Origin of the sequence: Ilumatobacter fluminis (assembly GCF_004364865.1) — a bacterium.
GTDB lineage: Bacteria > Actinomycetota > Acidimicrobiia > Acidimicrobiales > Ilumatobacteraceae > Ilumatobacter > Ilumatobacter fluminis.
Map to the genome: position 1 here is coordinate 830,772 of NZ_SOAU01000001.1, position 15,994 is coordinate 846,765.

Annotated in this window: 14 protein-coding genes; 5 read left to right on the forward strand and 9 right to left on the reverse strand. The window is 69.7% G+C overall.

What is annotated here, in order from left to right; genetic code table 11:
* Positions 1-117: 117 nt before the first annotated feature.
* Positions 118-1,422 (forward strand): HNH endonuclease signature motif containing protein, encoded by a 1,305-nt coding sequence (locus tag BDK89_RS03710; protein WP_166657367.1) that lies wholly within the window; start codon positions 118-120, stop codon positions 1,420-1,422.
* A 388-nt stretch (positions 1,423-1,810) separates the two neighbouring features.
* Here BDK89_RS03710 and topA read toward each other — a convergent pair whose 3' ends face one another.
* Positions 1,811-4,510, reverse strand: coding sequence for a type I DNA topoisomerase (gene topA / locus BDK89_RS03715; protein ID WP_133867670.1), 2,700 nt, complete (start codon positions 4,508-4,510; stop codon positions 1,811-1,813).
* Between the two features lie 864 nt (positions 4,511-5,374).
* On the opposite strand from topA, the gene BDK89_RS03720 reads away from it, so the two are divergent.
* The 3 genes from BDK89_RS03720 (at position 5,375) to BDK89_RS03730 (ending at position 9,448) form a co-directional block, all read left to right on the forward strand.
* Complete coding sequence (locus BDK89_RS03720; RefSeq protein WP_166657368.1) at positions 5,375-6,874, forward strand: outer membrane protein assembly factor BamB family protein; 1,500 nt, start codon at positions 5,375-5,377, stop codon at positions 6,872-6,874.
* A gap of 35 nt (positions 6,875-6,909) precedes the next feature.
* The gene (rsgA, locus tag BDK89_RS03725; RefSeq protein WP_133867672.1) at positions 6,910-7,920 is read left to right on the forward strand and encodes a ribosome small subunit-dependent GTPase A; all 1,011 of its coding nucleotides are present in this window, start codon (positions 6,910-6,912) and stop codon (positions 7,918-7,920) included.
* A gap of 196 nt (positions 7,921-8,116) precedes the next feature.
* The gene (locus BDK89_RS03730; RefSeq protein WP_133867673.1) at positions 8,117-9,448 is read left to right on the forward strand and encodes an acyl-CoA dehydrogenase family protein; all 1,332 of its coding nucleotides are present in this window, start codon (positions 8,117-8,119) and stop codon (positions 9,446-9,448) included.
* 24 nt (positions 9,449-9,472) lie between these two features.
* Here the strand turns inward: BDK89_RS03730 and BDK89_RS22035 are convergent, their stop codons facing one another.
* The 8 genes from BDK89_RS22035 to BDK89_RS03770 form a co-directional block, all read right to left on the reverse strand.
* Positions 9,473-10,144, reverse strand: a complete 672-nt coding sequence (locus BDK89_RS22035; RefSeq protein WP_133867674.1) for a DUF952 domain-containing protein — start codon at positions 10,142-10,144, stop codon at positions 9,473-9,475.
* A gap of 50 nt (positions 10,145-10,194) precedes the next feature.
* Positions 10,195-10,521 carry an STAS domain-containing protein gene (locus tag BDK89_RS03740; protein WP_133867675.1) on the reverse strand — a complete coding sequence of 109 codons (327 nt, stop codon included), beginning with the start codon at positions 10,519-10,521 and terminating at the stop codon, positions 10,195-10,197.
* A 110-nt stretch (positions 10,522-10,631) separates the two neighbouring features.
* Complete coding sequence (locus BDK89_RS03745; protein WP_133867676.1) at positions 10,632-10,997, reverse strand: TadE/TadG family type IV pilus assembly protein; 366 nt, start codon at positions 10,995-10,997, stop codon at positions 10,632-10,634.
* Positions 10,994-11,260, reverse strand: coding sequence for a hypothetical protein (locus BDK89_RS03750; protein WP_133867677.1), 267 nt, complete (start codon positions 11,258-11,260; stop codon positions 10,994-10,996). Before BDK89_RS03750 ends, BDK89_RS03745 begins: the two co-directional genes overlap by 4 nt.
* 43 nt (positions 11,261-11,303) lie before the next feature.
* Entirely contained in the window at positions 11,304-11,783 is a 480-nt protein-coding gene (locus BDK89_RS03755; protein ID WP_133867678.1) for a type II secretion system F family protein, read from the reverse strand.
* A complete protein-coding gene (locus tag BDK89_RS03760) occupies positions 11,780-12,433 on the reverse strand; it encodes a type II secretion system F family protein (RefSeq protein ID WP_133867679.1) in 654 nt (217 codons plus the stop codon). The genes BDK89_RS03755 and BDK89_RS03760 overlap by 4 nt, the downstream gene beginning before the upstream one ends.
* Positions 12,430-13,533 (reverse strand): TadA family conjugal transfer-associated ATPase, encoded by a 1,104-nt coding sequence (locus tag BDK89_RS03765; RefSeq protein ID WP_133867680.1) that lies wholly within the window; start codon positions 13,531-13,533, stop codon positions 12,430-12,432. The genes BDK89_RS03760 and BDK89_RS03765 overlap by 4 nt, the downstream gene beginning before the upstream one ends.
* A complete protein-coding gene (locus BDK89_RS03770) occupies positions 13,530-14,156 on the reverse strand; it encodes a CpaE/TadZ family protein (protein WP_133867681.1) in 627 nt (208 codons plus the stop codon). Before BDK89_RS03770 ends, BDK89_RS03765 begins: the two co-directional genes overlap by 4 nt.
* 256 nt (positions 14,157-14,412) lie before the next feature.
* Between BDK89_RS03770 and BDK89_RS22530 the strand changes: the two genes are divergently transcribed.
* Entirely contained in the window at positions 14,413-15,939 is a 1,527-nt protein-coding gene (locus BDK89_RS22530; RefSeq protein ID WP_133867682.1) for a S8 family serine peptidase, read from the forward strand.
* Positions 15,940-15,994 lie beyond the last annotated feature (55 nt).

Sequence of the window (15,994 nt, forward strand, 5' to 3'; positions counted from 1 at the left end):
CCCGATGGTCATCGGCCCAACCCCGTCGGACCGGTACGTCGAATACTTCGAGATTTCTTCGTCGGGAGGGTCCGGAATCGGGAAACTCTGTCACACCCCTTCGTCATGATGGGGTGTATGAATTCTCCCGACCCCGCAGCCGAGTTGGCGGCGATCTTCGCGGTCGATGTCAGGGTTGCTGACCCGACCGGGTGCGCCGCGGTGTTGGGTGCGACGCGTCGCCTGCGGGGGTTCATCGATCAGGTCGAGGCGGGTGTGACGCGTCGGATGATCGAGTTGCACGAACAGCAGGGTGCGGCTCCGGCTGCGGATGTGCACGCGCAGACCGGTGGTGTGTCGTCGGCGGAGGGCAAGCGCAAGGAGCGTCGCTCGAAGACGTTGGACGAGGCGCCGTCGTTCGAAGACGCTCTCGGCTCGGGTGAGATCGGTGCTGAGCATGTCGATGCGTTGGCGAATGCCACAGCGAAGCTCGACGACGATGTGAAGGGTCAGTTGTTCGATCGTGAAGCCGATCTGTTGGATGATGCGAGGCGTCTGTCGCCGGAGGAGTTCGGTCGGTCGGTGCGTGATCTGGCTCGGGTGATCGAACGTGACAATGGGATCGAGCGTGCGACGCGGCAGCGGAAGAGCACGTTCTTGTCCCGCAAGACGAACACCGCCACCGGCCTGGTCGAAGGACGATTCGCTTTCCATCCGGAACTCGCGTCGAAGGTGTTCGGCCCGGTCGACCGACACGTCGGCACCCTCATTGCAGAGGGCGCGGCCGCGGGTGACCCGGAGTGTGTCGATCGCAGCGTCGACCGCAACCGGTTGGCGGCCGAAGCACTCGGCGAACTCGTCGCCTCCGGGAACCATGAGCTGCATCCCGGCACCGCCGATGCGACCGCGATCATCGACGCCACGGCGCTCGTGACCGGCGAGATCGACGATGACACCGTCTGCGAAACCGGTGACGGCAACGCCCTCCCACCGGCTGCGGTGTCACGAATGATCTGCAACGGACAGGTCACCCCGATCCTCGTCGATGCCGACCGTGTCCCACTCGCGGCTGGGCGGACGGTGCGTCACGCCAACCGAGCCCAACGGCGAGCCCTCAGGGCGATGTATCGGACGTGTGGGTTCGGGGACTGTGATGTGGCGTTCGACCGGTGCGAGATGCACCACATCGTCCCCTGGGAACACGGTGGCAGCACCGATCTCGACAACCTCATCCCGCTCTGCTCGCGGCATCACCATGTGGTCCACGAAGGTGGCTGGCAGCTCGAACTCGCCGACGATCGCACGCTCACGGTTCGTCAACCGGACGGCCAGGTGTTCACCGTCAGTGAGCCCGATGTGCCGCCACAGCGGCGCCGACGGCGAACCGTCGCCGAACAGGAACCGGCACCGGAACGGGTGCGGGAGCGACAACCCGCAGCGTGACGCGCGCCGCCCGACCCGAGTCCGCCGACTCGAACGGAACAGTCGACCCAGCCCTGCCCGCTGGGACAGCGGCGTGCCCCGGACCGTGTTCACCGCGGCCCGATGTCGAGGATCACTCGGATCGACTCATCCGGTCCGACGCCACCCGACTGGTTCGATCGCGGCAGCGCCCGGGTGGCGCGCTCGGGGAACGAGGCGTCGACCGGGTCACAGGATTCCGGAGTCAGGTGACCGCCGGTCACGCCTCGCCCTGGGGGCGAGTCGTCACCTCTGGCACCTGACCCGGGGTGGTGGGGCGTGTCGTCGCGTTTGGCGCCTGGGTCGGGTCGGTGGGGCGTGTCGTCGCGTTTGACACCTGGCCCGCGACGCCGTTGCTCGGGCGGCGGGGTCAGTCGTCCTGCTCGGCGGCGGGCTTCTTGGCCGCCGCCTTCTTCTTCGCAGCAGCCTTCTTCTTGGTCGCCTTCTTCTTGGCGGCGGCCTTCTTCTTCGCCGCCTTCTTCTTGGTCGGCCCACCCTTGGCGGCCACGGCCTCGCGACGGATCGCGATCAGCTCGTACGCACGCTCGGGCGTCATCTCCTCGATGCGGTCGCCCTTGCCGATCGACGCGTTGGTCTCGCCGTCGGTCACGTAGACGCCGAAACGGCCGTCCTTGGCCACCACCGGACGCTCCGACACCGGGTCGGTTCCGAACTCGCGCAGCGGCCCTTTGGCGGCCATGTTGCGACCGCCCCGCTTGAACACCTTCGGCTCGGAGAAGATCTTGGCGGCCTGCTCCAGCGTGATCTCGAGCAGTTGGTTCTCGGAGTCGATCGAGCGGAAGTCCTTCTCCTTCACCACGTACGGCCCGTAGCGGCCGTTGTTGGCGACGATCTCCTTGCCGTCGGCGGGGTCGTCACCGAGCGAGCGCGGGAGCTGGAGCAGCTTCTCGGCGTCGTCCATCGTGATCGAGTCGAGCGACATCGAGGCGAACAGGCTCGACATCTTCGGCTTCTCGAGTCCTGGCGGCAGATTGTCGGGAGCACCCCACTGGACGTAGGGGCCGAAGCGACCGTTCTTGGCGAACACGGGGTAGCCGTCGAGCTCGCCGATCGGCTCGTCGCTCTTCGGGAGCGAGAGCAGTTCGATCGCCTTGGCGACGTCGAGCTCGTCGGGCGGGAGGTCGTCGGGGACCGACGCCGTGTCGTCGCCACGCTTCACGTAGGGGCCGTAGCGGCCGGGCTTGACCACGATGATCTCACCGTTCTCGTCGGCGCCCAGCCGGAACGTGTTGATCTCGGCAGCGTCGATCTTGTCGAGATTCTCCTCGACCAGCCGCTTCAGCCCGATCAGTGCGTCACCGTCGTGATCGGCGTCACCGCCGTCGCCGTTGTCGGAACCACCGAGCGAGTCCTCGCCGAAGTAGAACCGTCGCAGCCATTCGTCCTTCTGCTGCTCGCCGCTGGCGATCTCGTCGAGATCGGCGTCCATCTTCGCGGTGAGCTCGTAGTCGACCAGGTTGCCGAAGTGCTGCTCGAGCAGACCGACGACGGCGAACGCGGTCCAGGTCGGCACGAGCGCCTGACCCTTCTTCCACACGTAGCCGCGGTCCTGGATGGTCTGGATGATCGACGCCCAGGTGGATGGGCGACCGATCTCGAGCTCCTCCAGCCGCTTCACGAGTGAGGCCTCGGTGTAGCGGGCGGGCGGTGAGGTGGTGTGACCGTTCGGGGTCAGGGTGTCGACCGGCACGGTGTCGCCCTGCGCCAACGGCGGGAGCAGTGCTTCCTTGGTGCCGTCACCGTCGTCGTCGGCCGCGACGTAGACGGCCCGGTAGCCGGGGAAGGTGATGGTGGTGCCGGCGGCCGAGAACTCGCAGTCGGTGTTCTCGTGCTGCGACACGGCGCCGATGCGCACGCTGACGGTGACGCCGGTGGCGTCGGCCATCTGCGAGGCGAGGGTCCGCTGCCAGATCAGCCGGTAGAGCGCCAGCTCCTGGCTGTTCAGCTCGCCCTCGACCTGCTTGGGCGATCGGTACGGCGTCGTCGGGCGGATCGCCTCATGCGCCTCCTGGGCGTTCTTCGACTTGGAGGTGTAGGTCTTCGGCTGCGGCGAGAGATGATTCGAGCCGTACTCCGACTCGATCGCCGCACGGGTGGCCTTCATCGCCTCGTCGGACAGCGTGACCGAGTCGGTACGCATGTAGGTGATGAAGCCACGCTCGTAGAGGCCCTGCGCCACACGCATCACCTGCGACGACGACAGGCGCAGCTTGCGGCCGCCCTCCTGCTGGAGCGTCGAGGTCATGAACGGTGCACGCGGCGACGAGCGGTAGGGCTTCTCCTCGACCGAACGGACGGTGAAGGTCTGCCCGTCGAGACCGTCGGCTAGGGCGCGGGCCCGGGCCTCGTCGACGGCGACTGCCTTGGCGCTCACCTGGCCACGGTCGTCGAAGTCCTTGCCGGTGGCGACCTTCGTGCCGCCGACCGACACCAGCTTGGCCTCGAAGGCGGGACCGGTGGCGGTCAGCAGATCGATGTCCCAGTAGTCGGCCGAGACGAACGCGATCCGCTCCCGTTCGCGCTCGACGATGAGGCGGATCGCCGGGCTCTGGACGCGACCGGCCGACAGGCCGCGGTTCACGCGGCGCCACAGCACCGGTGACACCTCGTAGCCGTACAGACGGTCGAGGAGGCGGCGCGTCTCGGCGGCGTCGACGAGTCCGTAGTCGATGCCGCGCGGGTTCGCGATCGCCTGATCGATGGCCGACTTGGTGATCTCGTGGAACACCATCCGCTTCACCGGCACCTTGGGCTTCAGGTACTCGACCAGGTGCCACGAGATGGCTTCGCCCTCGCGGTCTTCATCGGTCGCGAGATAGAGCTCGGAGGCATCTTTCAGGGCCGCACGCAGGTCTTTCACGACCTGTTTGCCGCGCTCGGTCAACTCGTACGTGGGCTTGAAGCCGTTGTCGACGTCGATGTTGAGGCCCTTGCTCGGCAGGTCGGCGACGTGGCCCACGGAGGCGCGCACGTCGAACTGGTCGCCGAGGAATTTGGAGATCGTCTTGGCCTTCGCCGGAGATTCGACGACGACGAGTGGCTTCGCCATAACTGCCTTTGCGTAGGGGATATCGGGCGCCTTGTCAAGAACACCGGTGGTCATGGTCCGTCTGCGAGTGTGCCCCGAACCAGGGCCGAACGACACCCCGGACCTCACGGAACGGTGGGACGCCGGTCGGCGTCACCTCGTGCCGGGCCTGTGGATAACTGCCGTCCGACGGTCGCCTACGATGGAGTCGTGGGCGATCCGGGGCACGCCGCCGGACCGGCCGGGTCCGGGGCCCCGGTCGATCCCGATGCGATGTGGCGACCGAGCGCGGATCCGACGTCGGCCACCGCGTCACGGCCCACTCGTCCTGCTCGAGTCCGTGACGCCGGAACGTCGACACCATCTCGTTCGCCACGCTCGTCGGCTCGCCGCCGGCTACCGATCGGCTGCAACGATGCCGGCCCCTGGTCGCCCCGCAACACCGGTCGTGAGCCCGACGGTTCCGACCCGGGTTCGAGCACCGTCGATTCGTCGGCGCAGCGCACGGGTTCCTCGTCGGGGCACGACCCACCAATCGGCGACCGACCCGACACCGCCCGGTCGCGCCGAGCCCCGCCCGACACTGCGGCACCAGCCCACGACGCGACGTTCGGTCCGTCGTCATCCGGTGCGTCGTCATCCGGTGTGTCGTGGTCTGGTGTGTCGTCATCCGGTGTGTCGTCCGAGGCGGCACATCCGTCGTGCGGGCCGCCGGATGGAGCGTCGGCACCGCCGACAGCGCCGTCGGATGCGCCTGGAGACACGGACACCGATGCGCTCGGGCCGGGTTCTCGTCCGGCGTCCTCAGCGGCTCGCCGCCGCCGCATCGGGGTGTCGTGGCCTTCGCGGTGGCGGGCGATCGCCGCTGGACCGTCGCCCTCGGACGTGTCGACTTCGTCGCCGGCGCGTGTCGCTCCACCGGTCGCCCGGTCGTGGTCCGGCCACGGCGACGAGATCCCCATCGACATCGCCGTGTCGTCGCGGAGCCTGTCGCCGAGTTCGCCGCCTCCCGGTATGCCGACCGATCCGCCCGGCGGGTGGAGGCCGTCTGGTCGGCAGCTCCTCGTCGCCGCAGCCGTCGTGGTCGCAACCGTCGCGGCCACGACGGTCTGGGCGACGAAACCATCCGCCGACCGGGACGTGGCTGCCGACGAGCGCGCCGCCGACGATGCCGGCGGGTACTGGACGCTGGCACCGTCGATCGATACCGGACCCGGAGCACCCGAGATCCCGCCCGGCGCAGAGCCCCGATGGACCCTCGATCCGACCGCCGACCGGGATGCGCCGATCGCGTGGGGCCGCACCGCCATGGCGCGGGTGGTGGCGGCCGAGATCATCGTCTACGACCTCGCCGACGGCGACCTGAAGTGGCGCGCTCCGTTCGTCGGCTCCGACCCGGCGATCGCGTTCTCCGACGAGGCGGCGGTGGTCGTGACGACGACGGGCGGCACCGACGTGACCATCGTCGGCTTCGATCCCGCCGACGGCACGCTGCTCTGGCGCCGGCGTAACGATCACGCCATCGCCGTGCCGGGGCCCGGCGCCCCCGTGGTCTTCGACGGACGGCGCGACGCCGTCGTGATGCGGGTCCTCGATCCGCTGACCGGTGACGAAGTCGGTCATCCGGCGGAGGCGGTGACGATGTCGACGGCCACGCCGTACGTCGTCGCCCTGGTCGGTGACCTGTTCGCCGTGCTCGATCTCCGGAACGGCACTCGGGTCGGCCCCGCCGTGCCGGCCGATGGGCTGGAGGCGATCGCCCCGATCGGCCAGCACATCGTCGGGGTGAGTGACGTGAACGAGTTGGTGTTGTTCGACGCCGACGGTGAGGTCGCCGATCGCCGACCGTTCGCCGACCTCACCGCCGCGCTCCGCGACGGCCCAGACGACGAAGACGGCGACAGCCGGGGCACGACCGTCGACGTCGTCCCCGAACTCGTCGGCGAAGTGCCGGGGACATCGCTCGGGATCGTCGCCGGTGGCACCTCGGTCGGCTTCGACGTGAGCAGCGGCCGGATCGAGCCCGTGTGGGAAGTCGACGGCCGGGTGCGCCCGCCGGTCGAGACCGAGATCGGCCCGGTCGCCGCGACCCGCATCGTCGACGCCGAGACCGGACACGTCGGCCATTCCCTGATCGACGCACGCAACGGCTCGACGATCGCCATGACCGACACCGGCATCGTCCGAGCGGGCACCCCGGTGATCGGCGCCGACGGCTTCGTCGTCGCCACGGCGTTCGGCGAGCACGGTCGCTCCGTCTCTGCGTTCGGGTTCGACGGCGACGAGCGCTGGCACGTCTCGCTCCCACCTGCTGCCTCGTTCGAGGTTGCACCGGGCACCCTGCTCGTGCTCGAACCGTCGGGATCGATCTCGGCGTTCTCGTGAGCTCCGAACCGACTCGACTGGGTACCGTCTCGTCGGTGGAACCGGATCGTTCGCTCGGCTGGAACGACGCGCTCGACGCGTCGTGGCAGTCGATCGGCGCGCTCGGCGCGCCCGGACGCGTGTCGCGCATCGACCGCGGCTGGAGCAGCGTGATGCGTCACGCCGACGACACCGACCCGCTGCGGGTGCGCAACCTGTTCGTCGACGTCGCGGTCGGTGACTGGGTGGTCCCGTCCGACGACGGCGAACGAGTCGACCACATCATCGAGCGCACCTCGGCGTTCACCCGCCGCGCCTCCCACGAAGGTGATCGGTTCGAGGCCGACGTCCTCGCGGCGAACATCGACGTCGTCTTCCTCGTGCACGCGTTCGGATCACCGCCGAACCAGCGCCGGCTCGAACGCGAACTCGTCCTCGCCTACGACTCCGGTGCCGAGCCCGTCGTCGTCCTCACCAAGGTCGATCTCGTCGCCGATCCCGAGCCGACGCGTCGCGAGCTGGCCGAGGTCGCTCTCGGTGCGCCGGTGCTCATCGTCAGCGGGCTCGAGAGCATCGGGATCGACCCGGTCCTCGACCACGCGCGTGGCAACAAGACCCTGGCCTTCCTCGGCGCGTCGGGTGTCGGCAAGTCGACCCTGGTGAACGCCCTCCTCGACAGTGAGGTGATGGACACCGGACACGTGCGCGAAGGCGACCAGCGCGGCCGGCACACGACCGTCGCCGCGCAGCTCCTCCGGCTACCGGGTGAGGGCTGGCTCATCGACACGCCCGGCGTGCGAGCCGTGAGCCTGTGGCTGTCGGGCGACGGCATCGAGCGGGCATTCGCCGACGTGTTCGACCTGATGGATCACTGTCGGTTCCGCGACTGCAAGCACGATCGAGAGCCGGGCTGTGCGGTGCGAGCGGCGGTCGACGCCGGCGACCTCGACCCCCGACGGCTGGCGAGCCTCGAGCGGCTGGTCGCGGAGGAGCACGCCCTCGAGGAGGAACAGGAGCGGTTCATGCGGCGAGCCGACCGGCGCCGCAAGCCCCGCCCCACCGACTGACATCGTTCCCATCGGGAGCGCTGCTGTCCGGCGGGCCCCTGGTCTGCTTTGCGGTGCCCCGGCCGGCCCGGCCGACCATCGACCCGGCCATTCGAGCCGTCGGAGCGTCCCGTCGCCCGATGGGAGATCGAACGAACCGCGTGGCTAAGTTCGCCGCAGACGCCCGTTCTCATCCCGACCAAACGAGGAGCCCCGCATGACAGCGTTGCCATCGACCGTCGACATGTTCGACCTCCGCATGTCCGACAAGGCCAAGCCCCTGTACGAAGCCGTGAAGAAGTTCATCGCCGACGAGGTGGAGCCGAAGACCGAGGAGTACTTCAAGCTCGGCGAAGGACGCGCCGAGCGGTGGGGCTACGGCGAGGGCCAGCTCGAACTGCTCGAGTCGATCAAGTCGAAGGCCAAGGAGCAGGGCCTGTGGAACTTCTTCCTCCCCGACGCCGAAACCGGTGAGGGCCTGTCGAACCTCGACTACGCGTACATCGCGATCGAGCTCGGCAAGAACCCGATCGCGTCCGAGTGCCTCAACTGTTCGGCGCCCGACACGGGCAACATGGAAGTGCTCGAGCGTGTCGGCACGCCCGAGCAGAAGGAGCAGTGGCTGAAGCCGCTCCTGAACGGCGAGATTCGGTCGGCCTACGTGATGACCGAGCCCGACGTGGCCTCGTCCGACGCCAAGCAGATCTCGTGCCGCGCGGAGCGCGACGGCGACGAGTACGTCATCAACGGTGAGAAGTACTACGCATCGGGCGCCGGCGATCCGCGCTGCAAGATCTACATCGTCATGTTGCAGACCGACCCCGACGGTCCGCCCCACAAGCGTCAGTCGCAGATCCTGGTCCCGGCCGACACCCCGGGCGTCCAGATCCTCGGCCCCATGCACGTGTTCGGTGAGGACGACGCGCCGCACGGCCACATGCACATCCGGTTCGACAACGTGCGCGTGCCGGCGAGCAACATGCTGCTCGGTGAGGGGCGCGGCTTCGAGATCAGCCAGCTCCGCCTCGGCCCTGGCCGTATCCACCACTGCATGCGCTCGGTCGGTGCGGCCGAACGGGCGCTCGAGCTGATGGTCAAGCGGGGTCTCACTCGCGAGGCGTTCGGCAAGCCGCTCTCGCGTCTGGGCAAGAACCCCGAGGTGATCGCCAAGGCTCGTATCGAGATCGAGGCCTGCCGACGCATGGTGCTCACCGCCGCCAAGGCCATGGACGAACTCGGCAATGCCGAGGCTCGCGTGTGGGTGTCCGCCGTCAAGGCCATGGTGCCGATCCGCACCTGTGCGATCGTCGACGAGGCGATCCAGATCCACGGCGCCACCGGCGTGTCGCAGTGGACGCCGCTCGCCCGGATGTACGCCAGCCAGCGCACGCTCCGACTGGCCGACGGCCCCGACGAGGTGCACTGGTTCGTCGTCGGCCGCGCCGAGACGGCCAGCCACGAAGAGGCCTCGCGCGATTACGACCCGAAGGTCACCTACTACGAGAACCTCGAGAACTCGTCCGCCGACGGGATCTTCAGCGGTCCCTGATCCGCATCGCCCGACCCGTCGGGTTCAGCCGAGGGGTCGGTCCGTCGTCACCGGCGGATCGACCCAGACCTCGCCGTCACGTCGCCACATCGTGGTCGAGGTGACGGCGTTCGTCGTGATGGGGGCGTACAGGTGCGGGAACTGCTCGTCGACGAGGTCGGAGGCCGGTTCGATCCGAAGGGTGTCGGCGATCGAACCTCGGTCGAGGTGGAGGACGACGAGCTCGTCGAGGTCGGCGTAGAAGCGGTTGGCGACGCCCTCCATCTGGTCGACGAACGAGCAGTGCACGAACCCCTGCTGCTCGAACGTCAGCCCGCGTGTGCTCAGCGGGTACGTGCCCGACTGTTCGGCGGCCGCCCAGTCGGTGGGCAACGCGAGGTGGAAGATCGGCCGGACGAAGGCGTACTCGCGCTCGACCGTGGCGATACGGACCCGGTACTCGTCGTACCAGCGTTCCCGGCCGACGCGCTGGGCCACGAGATGCTCGGCCTCGAGCTTCCACGCTGCAGCCGACTCGTGGTCGACCCAGTACGACACCGTGATGCCGGCCCCGTCGGTAGCGCGCACCGACTCGATCCCGAGGTAGCCGGGCTGCTCGCCGGCCAGGCGTTCCATGTCGTCCGCCATCGCGGTATAGCCGGTCTCGTCGTGGTCGGTCCGGTGGTTCGTGAAGATGACGGCGGTGTACGGGGTCACCGGTCCAGTGTGCCCGGTGGACACTCGCGCGGCCTGGGCGGTTCGGCCGCTCAGTGCGTCGTGCGGTCGTCGACGGGAACTATCTGGTCGAGCCGGGTGTCGGCCAGACGCTCACGACGTCGGGGTTCGGTGCACACCAACCGCAGCTCGACCCCGCGACGTCGAGCCGCCGCTGCGGCGCCGATGACCAGGCCGAGCGCCGCGTCGTCGAGCACCGTCAGGCCGTCGAGATCGACCAGCACGACGTTCGTCGCCCGATCGACCGCGCGCGTCAGCAGCTGGTGGAGCGTCGGGAGCGCGCCGAGGTCGGCGTCGCCGTCGAGGTCGACGACGGTCGTCCCGTCGCCGCGTTCTCGGATTCGGCCCAAGGGTGACACGCTCCGGAATGTACCGGGCGTCCCCGCCGACCGACCGCGACCATGTGGCCGGGCCCATCAGGCCGTGACCATGTGGCCGGGCTCATGTGGCCGGGCTCGTGAGCCCGTGATCATGGGGGTTCGCGCGGCATCGTGGCGCGCCCGGTGAGCCTGACATCGCCGATCGCCGCGCCGACGATCGGGACGCTCGTCGGGTCGACGAACTCGACCTCGACGGTGACCGTGGAGTCGGCCACCGTCGTGGTCACGGCCAGCGGCGCCAGGCCGGTCGCCGACGATGCGTGGGCCGACGCCGCCGAAGCGGGATCGGCAGCCACGCTCGCTGCTCGTGCCGCCGACCGTGCGACGTGTTCGAGCGCCAGCTGACGGGTCGCGATGATCGACACCTGGACGATGCCGAGCGCGAGCACGATCACGGCCGGGCAGACGATCGCGAACTCGACCGCCGCCTGGCCGCGATCGCGTCGGCGCGTCATCCGAGCTGGTCGATCGCCGCGTTGATGGCGCTGTCGAACAGGCGGCCGATGGCGGCCGCCCCGCCGCCGGCGGTCGCCCAGCCGATGACGAGCACCGCCACCAGCGCAGCGGCGAGCAGGATCAGCGCGTACTCGGTCGTGGCCTGGCCTCGGTCTCGGACCGGTGGACGCCCGACGGCATCGCGGCCGTGGTCGGTGTTGCGGCGGGCCTGGCGACTGCCGGGACGCAGCGTGGTCCGGGACGTGGTTCTGGTCGGATACATGGTGTCTCCTGCTGGTGTGTGACGGTGGGGAGCGTCAGCTCGATCAGGGCAACGAGTCGCCGAGGCTGGCCACGGCGCCGAGCACGGCCGGCACGATGGCGAGGAGGACGAAGGCGGGGAGCGAACACGCGACCAGTGGGAACGACAGCGCGACCGGCAGCCGACGGGCCGCCTCGGCCGCCTGACGCCGTCGCTCGGCACGCGCCTCGTCGACGAGCCGGTCGAGGACGGGTGCCAGGGGGAGCCCGTAGCGATCGGCGGTCGCCATGGCGTCGGCCATCGGCACGGCAGGGCCACCGACCTGGTCGGCGAACGCCGTGAGGGCGTCGGCGAACGCAGCGCCTCGTCGGAGACGGTGTTCGAACGCGTCGAAGGCAGGTGCGAGCACGGCATCGGCCGCGACCGACGCCGTGAGCACGGCGTCGGTCGGTGTGCGGCCCGCTCGCACCGCGACCACGATCAGTTCGATCGCGTCGGGGAGCGCGGCCCGCCGTCGCCGCCGATCGGTCTGTTGCCGAGTCATCGTGATGCCCGTTCGACGATCCGGCGCATCCACCACCAGCCGGCGAGGTTGAGCAGCGATCCGGCGGCCACCAGCATGACTCCGATGGGTGTCGTCACGACGCGGCGAACCTCGTCGGACGTGACGACCAGCAGGACCAGGACGACGACGGGGAGCCAGGTGAGCACGACCGCGGAGAGCCGGGCCTGGGCGCTCTGCACCCGACGCTCGTCCCGTTCGGCGGCCCGCGCTCGCAAGACACCAGCGGCCCGGTCGAGCGGCTCGGCCGAGGGGCCGCCCTGGTCGAGGCACGCCGACACCACGGCGGCGACGAGTGCGGCGTCGGGCGTCAGCTGGGTGCGGTGGGGGTCGGCGATGTGCCGCCTGATCGCCTCGACGATCGCGGTGATCGATGCGTCGTCGGGTGGCCGGTCGACGGCCGTTCGCAGTGCGTCGCCGCCTCGAACGCAACGAGCGATCCCTTCGCACCAGTGGGCGAGGGCGATCGGGTCGGGCGTCGGGGGACGTCGTCGTGGCCATGGTCGGCGTCGAGTCGTCGATGTCGTCGAGACGGTGGGCTCGCCCGGCGTGAGGCGGCGGACTGGAGGTCTGGGGCGGCACGTCCACATGACCGAGCCGACCAGCGGGAGGGCTGCGACGATCTCGTTCATCGCCGACTCCGTGTCGGCGCACCGACGACGCCTGTGCGATCGACGATCACGTGTGCGGCCGGTTCGTCATCCGATTCGATCGGCTCGATCACCTCGGCGATCGATCGTCCGGCGGCGGTTCGTTCGACGTGGACGACGGCGTCGATCGTGCGTGACACCTGTCGTCTGATCGCGGTCATCGGCCACGCCGGCGCGGCCTGCAACACCAGCCCTTCGAGTCGCCGCAGCCCGTCGATCGCCGAGTTGGCATGACACGTGGCGAACGACCCGTCGTGCCCGGTGTTGAGCGCCTGGATCGCCGCCAGGGCCTCGTCGCCACGGAACTCGCCGATCACGAGCCGGTCGGGACGGAGCCGGAGTGCCGTTCTGACCAGCTCGTCGGCACCGATCGCCCGTAAGCCGTCGGCGGTCGCTCGCCGGGTCTCGAGCCGGACGACGTGCCGGTCGGGCACCGCCAGCTCGGCAGTGTCCTCGACCACCACGATCCGCTCGTCGCGACGACACCGGCGGAGCATGGCGGCGAGCAGGGTCGTCTTGCCGGTCGACGTCGCGCCGGTGACGAGCACGTTGGAGCGACGCCCGATCAGCTGCTCGATCACGTCGAGGACCGGTGGCGGGGCAAACGCTGCCGCCGGGACGTTGCGGAGTCGGTGTCGGCGGATGGCCACGATCGATCCGTCGACGGCGACGGGCTCGATGACGGCGCACAACCGGGAGCCGTCGGGCAGTCGGGCGTCGATGATCGGCTCGGTCCGGTCGAGTCGGCGTCCGAGTGGGGCGATCGCCCGCTGGACGATCACGTCGATCGACCCGGTCGGGAGGCGGTCGACCCGCCGCAGGCGACCCGACCGCTCGACCCAGACCTCGACACCGCGGTGGACGATTACCTCGTCGACGTCGGGGTCGGCCAGGTAGGTCTCGAGCACGTCGAGACCGTCGAGTCGCGCGACGGCGCGGTCGACGAGGTCGGTGCGGGCCCGGTCGTCGGCGAGTGGCGCCATGCGTTCGGCGAGTGCTCGCACGACGTCGCGGACGTCGCCTTCGTGTTCGATCGCCGCGACGCAGACGCGCTCGAGGATGTCGTCGTCGAGCGCGCTCATGCGGCGTTCCGGAGCTGCCGGATGCAGGTGGCGGGCAGCCGCGAGACCGCGAGTCCGGAGTCGACGGCTCGAGCGATCTTCGGGTCGTACGAGACGACGGCGACGACGGGAGCGCCGAGTGCTGCGCTGATGTCGTCGGGCCGGAGCGCTCGCCCGGGCTCGTCGACCAGGACCACGCCATGGGGGCGCGCCGACGATCGCTGCGCTCGTGTCAGTGCGAGGTAGCACGGCCGGATCACGAGGAGGGAGACGTCGGCGATCGCCTGGAAAGTGGCGGGCGGCGGACCCGTCCCGGCATCGACGACGACGTCGTGCCCGATCGCCGCAGCGGCGCGTGCGAGATCGCCCCAACGGCCGTGTGCGCGGTCGATCCGTCGCCGAGATGGGACGAGCTGAACGTCGTCGCGGACGTGTCGAGCCAGCCGCATGACGCGGTCGGCCGATGCATCGGACTCCAACCAGTCGTCGAGCGTCGGGCCGCCGTCGTCACCGAGGCCGATGGCGAGTGCGGCGTCGCCGTCGAGGTCGAGGAGCACCGTCGGACGACGGCGCGAGAGCGCGAGTGCGGCAGCGACGGTGGTGACGCCGCTCCCACCCTTTGCTCCCCAGCAGAGGGTGATCATGATTCCTCCTCACGAGAGTCACGAGAGTCGTGGGAGGGGAAGTCGGTGCGGTCACGCTAGCGAGCCGGAACCTCCTTCGCACCGACGGTCGACGGGCGACCTGACCGCGCACGGTGGGATCACAGGTCGATAACGCCGACGTGACGCGTTCAAACCTCAAGAGATCGATAAATGGGGCCACGGAGGGTCGAGATCTCGATGAATCGGACCGATACCTCGCGCACAACGACGGCTTCCCGCTGGAGAGGTGCAACCCATGAATTCGACGCTCGACCGCCCCGACACTCACCCCGAACTCCTCGAGTTCGACGCCCGAGGTGGCGATCTGCCTCGGCATGAGGAGCGTCGTCGCACGCCTCGCGGTGCGTGGGCCGGTCTGGTCGCCGCCGTGGCGATGATCGCCGGCGGCGCCGTGGCGATGGATCGCCTCGACGACGGCCCGGCCACCCCGGTGGTCGCGTCCGACTCGCCGGGTTCGCTGTCGGCGCTCGCTGCGCAGCTCGACGTTCCGGCCGCCTGGGGCAACGGCTTCACGGGCGCCGGTGTCAACATCGCGATGGTCGACACCGGGGTCGCACCGGTCGACGCACTCGCCGACCAGGTCGTCGTCGCGGTCGACTTCACCGACGAGGCGGCCGACGCCACGACGGCCGGCATCGACACCTACGGTCACGGCACGCACCTCGCCGGGATCGTGGCTGCCGACGACCCGGCCAACGGCATCAGCGGTCTCGCCCCCGAGGCCGGCATCGTGTCGGTCAAGGTCGCCGGTCGTGACGGCTCGGTGATGCCGCTCGATCTGATCAACGGCATCGACTGGGTGGTCGCCAACGCCGACCGCTACGACATCAGCGTCCTGTCGCTCGCATTCAACGCACCGACGACCGATCCGGCCACCGAGCAGATGCTGCTCGACGCCGTCGAGCGGGCGTGGGACGCCGGCATCGTGGTCATCACGGCCGCCGGCAACGACGGTGGTGTCGGCCTCACGGCGCCGGCGTCGAGCCGTTCGTCGATCGCCGTTGCCTCGGTCGAGGCCACCGAGTACGGCTTCGAGATCACCGACTTCAGCTCGATGGGTGACGGCCTCCGCAACCCGGATGTCGCCGTTCCCGGCAAGAGCATCCAGAGCCTCCGTGTGCCCGGCTCGTACGCCGACACGGAGCACCCCGAGGGCTATGTCGACGAGGTGCGCTTCAAGGGCACCGGCACGTCGCAGTCGGCTGCGGCGGTCGCTGCCCTCTCGGCGCTCATGCTCGAGGCGAATCCCGACCTGACGAACGATCAGGTCCGTGACGCACTCATCTCGGCGTCGACCCCGGTCGGCACTCCTGAACAGACCGGTGCCGGCGTCCCGTCGGCCCTCGTCGCCATCGACCTCGTCAGCGACGGTGTCTCCTGGACCGGCCAGGCGTGGAGCGGTCAGGCGTGGAGCGGTCAGGCGTGGAGCGGTCAGGCGTGGAGCGGTCAGGCATGGAGCGGTCAGGCATGGAGCGGTCAGGCATGGTCGGGTCAGGCGTGGTCGGGTCAGGCGTGGTCGGGTCAGGCGTGGTCGGGTCAGGCGTGGTCGGGTCAGGCGTGGTCGGGTCAGGCGTGGTCGGGTCAGGCGTGGAGCGGTCAGGCATGGTCGGGTCAGGCGTGGTCGGGTCAGGCGTGGTCGGGTCAGGCGTGGTCGGGTCAGGCCTGGAGTGGTCAGGCATGGTCGGGTCAGGCCTGGAGCGGTCAGGCATGGTCGGGCCAGGCGTGGTCGGGTCAGGCGTGGTCGGGCCAGGCCTGGAGCTGAACCTCGTCGATGCCGAACGGCGCCGGCAGAACGGCGCCGTTCCCCCAGCGTGTGC